This is a genomic window from Candidatus Angelobacter sp., assembly GCA_035607015.1.
GTDB lineage: Bacteria > Verrucomicrobiota > Verrucomicrobiia > Limisphaerales > AV2 > AV2.
The window spans coordinates 1-8023 of record DATNDF010000422.1 but is presented as its reverse complement, the minus strand read 5'-3'; the positions used below and the strand labels follow the sequence as shown (position 1 = coordinate 8023).

Genomic DNA, 8023 nt, shown 5'->3' with positions numbered 1-8023 from the left:
CTTCACAAGATAATCCACCGCCCGCTGCAAACCCCACGCCCAGGCCCCGACAGTCCCGCATTCATCCGCCGGATTCGCTGCCGGGAAAAACTTTTGGAGACCTCGCTGGTCGGGAGTGTCGGGATCAATGTCGCCGTTGTAAAACGTCGCCAGCGCATAACCGCGATCGATCACGTCCTCGATCCGCCAGATCTCGGCCCAGGAACCGCGGCTGGCCTCGGTGGACCGGTTGTTCACCACACCCACGCCGCGCTCGGGCATCCAGTTGTCCGCCAGTCGAACCTTGGGATCGCGAACGAGCGTATGATTGCCGAAGTAATTCATCGCAAGCACCACCGGCGCCGGCGCAGCGCGCTGGTTGGGAACGACGAGCATCAAGTTGATGGGCGGAACTCCAGGCGGGCCGAATCGAATCGTCACCTCGCTCAACGTCGCCTTGCCGCCAAAGGCTGTCGCGTCCACGCGCTCCACCTTGCCCGCGACAGATACCGGCTTCTCCGGGAGCCGGCCGTACATGTAGTGCTGAAACAAACGGAGGAGCTCCGGCCGCCGTTCCTTGAACCACATTTCACGAGTGGTGACCTTCCGGCCATCCAGCATGACCAGTGGATCTGGCAATGTTGCCTGTGCCGGCAGGCCGGTTGGATTCGGCAAAGCACTGGCTGCCCCCCCATGTGGCGACTGGATAAATGTTGCAACAAAAGCCGCAACGAGCACCATGACGAGCCGGAGCCAACTGACTCGACCGAGCGCGTTCGTTGATCGCCAGTCTTTGGTGAAGCACACCCGATGAGTGCAAACGGCGGAAAGGGATTGTGGCATTGAGGGAAAGGATGCCATATCGGAAGCGGTTCGTCAGTGTGAATCGGAAACGGAGCGCGACGGTGCGCCCAGGGCCGGTCGCAGCGGGTTCGTAAGGACTGGCATCGCGGAATTGTCGGGCGCGAGGCAATTTTCGACGTGCTGCGTCCGGGCTTCGCCACAGCCGCGCTCCGGACGGTCCCGTCGAGATTCTCGGACGGCGCTGAGCGTGGCAGCGGCTGAAAGCATTACTTGACATGCAACCATTTGGTTGCATATTCTCACCCGAGATGGATGCAGTGTTCAAAGCATTGGCGGACGAAAGCCGGCGAAAGTTGCTCGATCAGTTGCACAAGAGCAACGGACAGACGCTGGGCGAGTTGTGCGAACACCTCGACATGACGCGGCAGGCGGTCACCAAGCATCTCCTGTTGCTGGAGGCGGCGAATCTGGTCGCCGTCGTCTGGCGCGGGCGCGAGAAGCTGCATTACCTCAATCCGGTGCCGTTGCACGAGATCTCCGAACGCTGGATTGGCAAATACGAACGCCATCGCCTTCAGGCGTTGAGCGATTTAAAAAAGGGTCTCGAAGAAAACAAAAACAAGAAAAGCTAACGATATGAAAAAGCCGAATCAGGTTTACACGACATTCATCCGCACCACGCCGAATAAATTGTGGGCGGCCATCACCAAACCCGAATTCACCCGTCAATATTGGGCGAGTTTGGCGAACGTCTCAGATTGGAAGAAAGGCTCAAAATGGGAACACACCACTAAGGAGAATGAGGTTTGGATCACGGGTAAAGTCTTGGAATGCGTCCCACCCAAACGCCTCGTCCTGTCCTGGGCCGACCCGGACGATCTCGTCGACAAATCGCGCGTCACTTTTGAAATCGAGGCAATTAAAGACATGGTGTGCCTGACGGTGACCCACGGGAATTTCAAGGCCGGTTCGACCATGGCTGGCAAAGTTTCCTGGGGCTGGCCGCGCGTGCTTTCGAGCATGAAATCCTATCTTGAAACCGGCAAGGGACTAAACGTCTTCGCTCGTTGATCACGGTGGAGTTTCTGGAAGCGGTTTCAAAATTCTTTGTAGCGGCGGTCTATGACCGCCGGTGCGGTAAAACTCGAAAAAATCGGCGCTCACAGAGCGCCGTTACAGAGTAAAAATAAATAATATATGGCCACAATAACTACACCCTTTTCCGGCGGATGCGCGTGCGGCGCGGTTCGCTACGAATCCACGGCAGAACCGATTATGATGCTTCACTGTCACTGTCGAGATTGCCAGCGATCCAGCGGCGGTCCGTTCTCCTCTTTCGTCGTCGTGCCGACAGAAGCATTCAAGCTCCTGAGAGGCGCGCCGCGCTTCCATGCCTCGCCCAGTGAGGCGGGCGGCATGACGCGTCGTGGCTTTTGCCCTGAATGCGGCTCGCCGATTTATGGCAAGCCCGACGCCGTCCCGCAATTTGTCGCGATTCGAACGGCGAGCCTGGATAATCCGGGCTGGTTCAACTCGCAAATGGATGTGTGGACTTCAGACGCGCATCAGTGGGATCAAATGAATCCTGCGCTGCCAAAGTTCGAAAAGTATCCTCCGTCTGGAGATTAGCCACCCCGTCAGGGTCGGAGTCTTTGTAGTTTGAGCGATCGTCGTTTTCGACTTAGCTCCGTCAGAAGCGGCATAGGGATATGTCGCTCCTACGGAGCTTGCGATTCTGGACGACAGGCAATCTATGAAGACTTCCCGCCCAACGGCGCTGCGGAAAATCATTTGATGATGCTCGACCGCAAATCCCGTTCCTGGCGGTCGGCGAATTTCAGGCGAGCCGGGGCACTGGTTGATGCGTGGCAACTTTGCTCCGACGAACTGACGCCCGGCCAAAATCCTTCCACGGCGTAATAATTCTTCTTCCCGTTGCGACTAACCAGTTAAAGGCTCAGGAATTGAATCCGCAGCAGCCAAACGAACATAAGTTCTTGGAACTGGTGAACGAGAATCGGAACAGAATTCTCAGGGTCTGCCGCGTTTATGCATGGAACTCGGCTGACCAGGACGATTTGTTTCAGGAAATCCTGTTCCAAATCTGGCGCAGCCTGCCGGGCCTGAAAGAAAGACAATTCGCCAACACATGGCTCTACCGCGTGGCCATCAACACCGCCCTTTCGTTCGTCCGCAAGCGGGCCTCACGCTCCGACCGCGTCATTCATTTTGAGCACGCCGATCTCACGCGCACGATTGAATCGCAGCAGACAACGGAAGGAAACACTGACGACCGCATCGCGGACCTTTACACCGCAATCTACAAACTGAACCCGATCGAAAAGGCGCTCGTCACCCTTTTCCTGGAGGATCTCACCTACGAACAAATTGCCGAAGCCACGGGCATCAATGCCAATAACGTCGGCGTCATGTTGCACCGCGCAAAGAAAAAGCTTTCCGGTCTGATGACGGAGGAAGCGCCGAAATGAACGACAACGAACTAAAGAAACTTTGGCAACAGCAACCGCTGAGAGCGCCGGCTCTATCCCCGGGGCAGGTGATGTCTGCCATGCAGAAACAAACGACCCAGCTTCGCCGCACCTTGCTGGCGCGTGACGTGCGTGAACTCGTGGCGTGCGTTATCGCCGGTGTTGTTTTTGGGATTTACTTTTTCATCAACCGCGCGCCAATCGCGCGTCTCGGCGCTTTGATCACCGTTGCCGGTTCGATATTCATCGCCTGGAAAATCCTTCACGCCCGTCGCACCACGCCGGCGGCGAAACCCGATGCTCCGGTCGTAGAATCGCTGCGCGCGGAGCTGCACTCCGTTCGCACTCAGTCGCAATTGTTGCGGTCGGTTGGGTGGTGGTATTTGCTTCCGCTCACGGTTGGCGCGCTCGTTTTCGTTTGGGGAATGCCTTTGGGCAATCTTGTTTTCAAGGTCGGCTTTACACTGGTCGAACTGGTCCTCAACGTTTTCATCTACCGGCTCAATCAACGGGCCGTGTCCAAACAACTTCTTCCCGTCGAAGCACAACTGGAATCGCTGATCCATTCGGCCGAAACGGGCGAACCGCTGGATGAAACGCATGTCGCTAATCTGCGCCCGATCGTTCTCTCGATGGCGGCCGCCGACAAAGTTAAACCTGTGGAATTCAAGGTCGCCTTCTGGCAGATCGCCATTTTCGGCGTGCCCGGGATTGTTGGCATCTGGTTCTTTTTGATGCTCGGCATGACGTTGGAGAGCAAAGATGGGAACATCAAGCGCCCGACTCCGGCGACGGTCGGGCAGGCCGTTTTCACCGGAGAAACCAATCGCTACTCGGTTGTCGCGTTAACGGTGGTTGAACTGTTCAACGCCGGCGATTACGCCGCCGTGCAAAAGCTCTACAACCCGGAGATGAGCAAGTTCCTTCCGCCGAAAGAATCAGCCGTTTTTTACACCGACATCGCCAAACGTTACGGCAAGATTGAAAAATTCGACGGGCCAACCGGCGACGGCTACCGCGGGTGGACTGCGTTCCGACTGCATTACCAGCGTGGCGAGATGACGATGAGCCTGGCGCTGGACGCGGACGACAAAATTTCCGGAATTTATTTCCAGCCATCGTTCATGCATCTCGCGGATTTCAAAAATTACGCGACGATCAAAAATCTCAAATCATTCATCCTGCACCTGTTCAGTTGGCAACATCTGCTTTGGGGCGTGCTCTCATTCCTGGGCGGGTTGCTCTATACCTGGCTCATCCAGAAAACCGTCAAGCGGGCCGTGGGGATCAGCACGCTGGGGATTCATTTGCATAAAGGGATGAACCTGATTCTCTGGGATGAAATAAAAGAAGTCCGGCCATTTAGGTTTCTGAACATTCAAAATCTCTGGCTGATCAGAGAATCAGGCGAAAAGACGCGCATGCACTGGACTCCCCTGGAACGACATTCCGACGTAAAAGCGGCGGTTGAAAAATTTGCCCCGACGAACCATCCGATCCGAAAATATCTGCCGCTGTTGCGAACCAAATCATCCAAGAAAACCATTATGACGAAAATAACCCTCATTGGAATTGTGCTGATCTCGTTTGGCGCGATTGTGCTTGTTCGCGTGAGTGATCCGAAAGCTCTGGCGATTGAATCTACCAATCCCGTTTCGCAAATGCTCGAAACCATTCGCGTGAAACACAATCTTCCCGCGCTGGCCGCCGCCGTGGTCGTGGATGGGAAAATTGTTATGACCAACGCGGTTGGCTTCCGCAAAAGTGGCGGGACGGAAAAAGTCACGGCGGACGACAGGTTCCACCTTGGCTCGGTCACGAAATCAATGACGGCCACGGTCGCGGCGATGCTGGTCGAGCAGGGGAAAATCTCCTGGACGACGACGATTGGAGAAGTCTTTCCCGAATTCAAAGGTGAGATCCATCCCGACTACCTGGGCGTCACTTTGGAACAGCTTTTGTCCCAACGCAGCGGCGCTCCGGGTAATGTTCCCGCCGATTTATGGAGCGACGCGTGGGCCGCAACCGGCAAGGCAGCGGAGCAACGCCTGGCTTTCATCAAAGGAATTTTGGCGCGCGAACCAGAAGCGAACCCCGGGACGAAATATATTTATTCCAATCAGGGCTACACCATCGCGGGTGTGATGCTGGAGAAAGCCACCGGCAAAACGTGGGAAGATTTGCTGCGCTCGATGTTATTTCAACCGCTCTTCATGACCACAGCCGGATTCGGCGCGCCCGCCTCGGTTGGCAAGGTTGACCAGCCCTGGGGTCACAAAAAAGTGCTTTCCGGCCGCGAACCGGTTCCTCCCGGCCCAGGTGCGGACAATCCACTGGCGATCAGTCCGGCGGGCGCGGTGCATTGCTCGCTGGGCGATCTGGCGAAATATGCGGCGTTTCACATGGCCGGAGAACGCGGCGAAAGCAAATTGCTCAAAACGGAATCTTTCAAAAAGCTGCACACCGTTGCCGCTGGCAACGATGATTACGCCCTTGGCTGGATGGTGTTGAACCGTCAATGGGCCAATGGGCGAGCTCTGATGCACAATGGCTCAAACACGATGTTTTACGTCGTCGTCTGGATGGCCCCGGAAAAAAACTGCGCCGTGATTGTCGCATCCAACGTTGGGATGGATGAGGCATTCGCAGGCTGTGACGAGGCAGCGGGAAAACTGATCAATCAGTATTTTGGGAAGTAATTGTTTTTTACTTCAAGCAGCGGTGGGACGGAGTTTGATTGGGCGATGCAGGTCAGGCGTCCAAGCATCGACGAACGACTTCCAGCAGTTGTCGGGGCGAGGATGGTTTTTGGAGGAAATTCTTCCCCTCTTCCAGGGAAAGTTCACGCCCGGCGATGTCCGCACTGTAACCGCTGGTGAAAATGACCCGGAGCCCGGGTGCGTGTGTCTGCAAACTTACGGCCAGCTCGCGCCCGCTGATGCCACCGGGCATCACCATATCGGTCAGCAACAAATCGATCGAATCGTGATGTTCCTTCCAAATGTGTTGCGCCGCCGCGCCGTCAGGTGCCTCCAAAACATGGTAGCCAGCCGTCTCCAATACGGCGCGAGTCAGCCTGCGTACCGCCGGCTCGTCCTCGACCAGCAAGATGGTTTCCGTGCCGCCCAACGGGTGCGATGGCCCCGGAGTTTGAACCAATTGCGGGTCTGTCGCGTTGCTGGTGGGGAGGAACACTTGAAAGTTCACACCATGGCCCGGTTGGTTGTTCACCTCGATCCAACCGTGGTGTTGTTTGACAATGCCGAAGACCGTTGCCAGTCCCAGGCCCGTGCCCTTGCCCGGGCCTTTGGTCGTGAAAAAGGTTCGAAAATCCGGGGCAACGCCTCGGGCGCGATCCCGCTTCCCGTGTCGCTGACGCTCAAACAAACATAGCGGCCCGGCGCGGCGTCCGGATTCAGACGCGCGGCATTCTCGTCCACGATTTTTTCTGTCGTGGCAATGAGCAGTTGTCCGCCCTTGGGCATCGCATCACGGGCGTTCACGGCGAGGTTCATCAACACCTGATCCAGCATCCCGATGTCGGCACGGGCCATGAGCGGCGTGGGATTCAGGTGCAGTATCAACCGCACGTCCTCGCCGATGATGCGCTGAAGCATCGTGGCAAATTGGGCGATGACTTCGTTCAAATCCAGAATGTTGGATCTCATCACCTGTCGGCGGCTGAACATAAGCAACTGCCGGGTGAGGTTGACGGCGCGGTCGGCGCTCGCCCGGATTTGTTGCAAGCGTTTGCGGACGGCTTCCGGCATATCCGCGACCATCCCGGACAGTTCGGTTTCCATGATTATCACCGCCAGGATATTATTGAAGTCGTGCGCCACGCCTCCGGCGAGGTGTCCGATCGCTTCCATCTTTTGCGCCTGGCGGAGCTGTTCGTCCAACAGCTTGCGGTCGGTTATATCCATCAGCACAACGCGACATTCCCTGCCGTTCGGAGCGCGCGTGGCTTCAAGCCGGACGGTCAGGGCCGACCGGTCTTCTTTCACCAGCGCGAGTTCACAAGTCTGTTTGGCTCCGGTGGCAAAGATCTTCTTGAAGAGAGAACCGAAGACCGGCCGGTCTGTTTTAGCGACGAACAACTCGAAGCGCCGGCCGGTCAGGCTGCCGCGCTCCAGCCCGAAGAGCTTTGCGCCGGTAAGATTCGCCAACTGAATGGTCTGGTCGGCGGCCAGATCGAAGTAGCCCACCAGCGCAAAATCGAAAAGATCGGTGTAGCGTTCCAGGGCGCTGGCAATTTCAGCGCGGGCCGCCTGGAGTTCCTCGTTCTGCATCTCCAGCTCGATCTGGTGAACTTCAAGTTCGTGCTGGAGCCGCCGCAAATCCGCCCCGGTCTGCGGCTGCCGGGTTGCGGGTTTTTCCCTCAATCGCGCTTCGGCCGCTCGGCGCAACGCGGCAGGGTCGCTGGCGAGTTTGGATTTCATATCCGGGTTTCCTTTCCGCTCGCGTCGCTGGCGCGCAACTCGGCTTCAAGTTTCTTTGCGGTGGTGATGTCCATGAAGGTGATCACCACGCCGTCAATGCGATCATCCATCGTCCGGTAGGGCATCAGGCGCATCGCGTACCAGCGACCATCGCGCGTGGCGACCGGTTTGTCCAACGACACCAGCGACCGCAACACCTCGCGCGCGTCGTCGGCCAGCTCGGGGTAGAGCAGGTCCGAGGCGAGGTCGGTGACGGGCCGGCCTACGTCGCCGGGAATCAGCTTGATGATCCTGGTCACCTTCTCGGTG

Annotated in this window: 9 protein-coding genes; 5 read left to right on the top strand and 4 right to left on the bottom strand. The window is 57.1% G+C overall.

Annotated elements, in window-relative coordinates; genetic code table 11:
* On the bottom strand, positions 1-822 hold an 822-nt coding region (locus VN887_16975), incomplete at its 3' end, for a hypothetical protein (GenBank protein HXT41703.1).
* A gap of 269 nt (positions 823-1091) precedes the next feature.
* Here VN887_16975 and VN887_16970 point away from each other — a divergent pair.
* The 5 genes from VN887_16970 to VN887_16950 all read left to right on the top strand — a co-directional run bounded on the left by VN887_16970 (position 1092) and on the right by VN887_16950 (position 5971).
* The gene (locus VN887_16970; GenBank protein HXT41702.1) at positions 1092-1415 is read left to right on the top strand and encodes a helix-turn-helix domain-containing protein; all 324 of its coding nucleotides are present in this window, start codon (positions 1092-1094) and stop codon (positions 1413-1415) included.
* Between the two features lie 4 nt (positions 1416-1419).
* Positions 1420-1854 (top strand): SRPBCC family protein, encoded by a 435-nt coding sequence (locus tag VN887_16965; protein ID HXT41701.1) that lies wholly within the window; start codon positions 1420-1422, stop codon positions 1852-1854.
* Between the two features lie 126 nt (positions 1855-1980).
* The gene (locus VN887_16960) at positions 1981-2412 is read left to right on the top strand and encodes a GFA family protein (GenBank protein ID HXT41700.1); all 432 of its coding nucleotides are present in this window, start codon (positions 1981-1983) and stop codon (positions 2410-2412) included.
* Positions 2413-2789: 377 nt separating this feature from the next.
* Positions 2790-3272 (top strand): RNA polymerase sigma factor, encoded by a 483-nt coding sequence (locus VN887_16955; protein ID HXT41699.1) that lies wholly within the window; start codon positions 2790-2792, stop codon positions 3270-3272.
* Positions 3269-5971, top strand: coding sequence for a serine hydrolase (locus VN887_16950; protein ID HXT41698.1), 2703 nt, complete (start codon positions 3269-3271; stop codon positions 5969-5971). The genes VN887_16955 and VN887_16950 overlap by 4 nt, the downstream gene beginning before the upstream one ends.
* Positions 5972-6023: 52 nt before the next feature.
* Here the strand turns inward: VN887_16950 and VN887_16945 are convergent, their stop codons facing one another.
* From VN887_16945 to VN887_16935, 3 genes are all read right to left on the bottom strand, one after another.
* The gene (locus VN887_16945) at positions 6024-6503 is read right to left on the bottom strand and encodes a response regulator (GenBank protein ID HXT41697.1); all 480 of its coding nucleotides are present in this window, start codon (positions 6501-6503) and stop codon (positions 6024-6026) included.
* Positions 6500-7714, bottom strand: a complete 1215-nt coding sequence (locus tag VN887_16940; protein HXT41696.1) for an ATP-binding protein — start codon at positions 7712-7714, stop codon at positions 6500-6502. Before VN887_16940 ends, VN887_16945 begins: the two co-directional genes overlap by 4 nt.
* On the bottom strand, positions 7711-8023 hold a 313-nt coding region (locus VN887_16935; GenBank protein ID HXT41695.1), incomplete at its 5' end, for a PAS domain-containing protein. The genes VN887_16935 and VN887_16940, both read right to left, overlap by 4 nt.

Bases quoted from the DNA above. Each gene is read 5' to 3' on its own strand.
- VN887_16970 (HXT41702.1), top strand. From the start codon at position 1,092: ATGGATGCAGTGTTCAAAGCATTGGCGGACGAAAGCCGGCGAAAGTTG.
- VN887_16965 (HXT41701.1), top strand. From the start codon at position 1,420: ATGAAAAAGCCGAATCAGGTTTACACGACATTCATCCGCACCACGCCG.
- VN887_16960 (HXT41700.1), top strand. From the start codon at position 1,981: ATGGCCACAATAACTACACCCTTTTCCGGCGGATGCGCGTGCGGCGCG.
- VN887_16950 (HXT41698.1), top strand. From the start codon at position 3,269: ATGAACGACAACGAACTAAAGAAACTTTGGCAACAGCAACCGCTGAGA.
- VN887_16940 (HXT41696.1), bottom strand. From the start codon at position 7,714: ATGAAATCCAAACTCGCCAGCGACCCTGCCGCGTTGCGCCGAGCGGCC.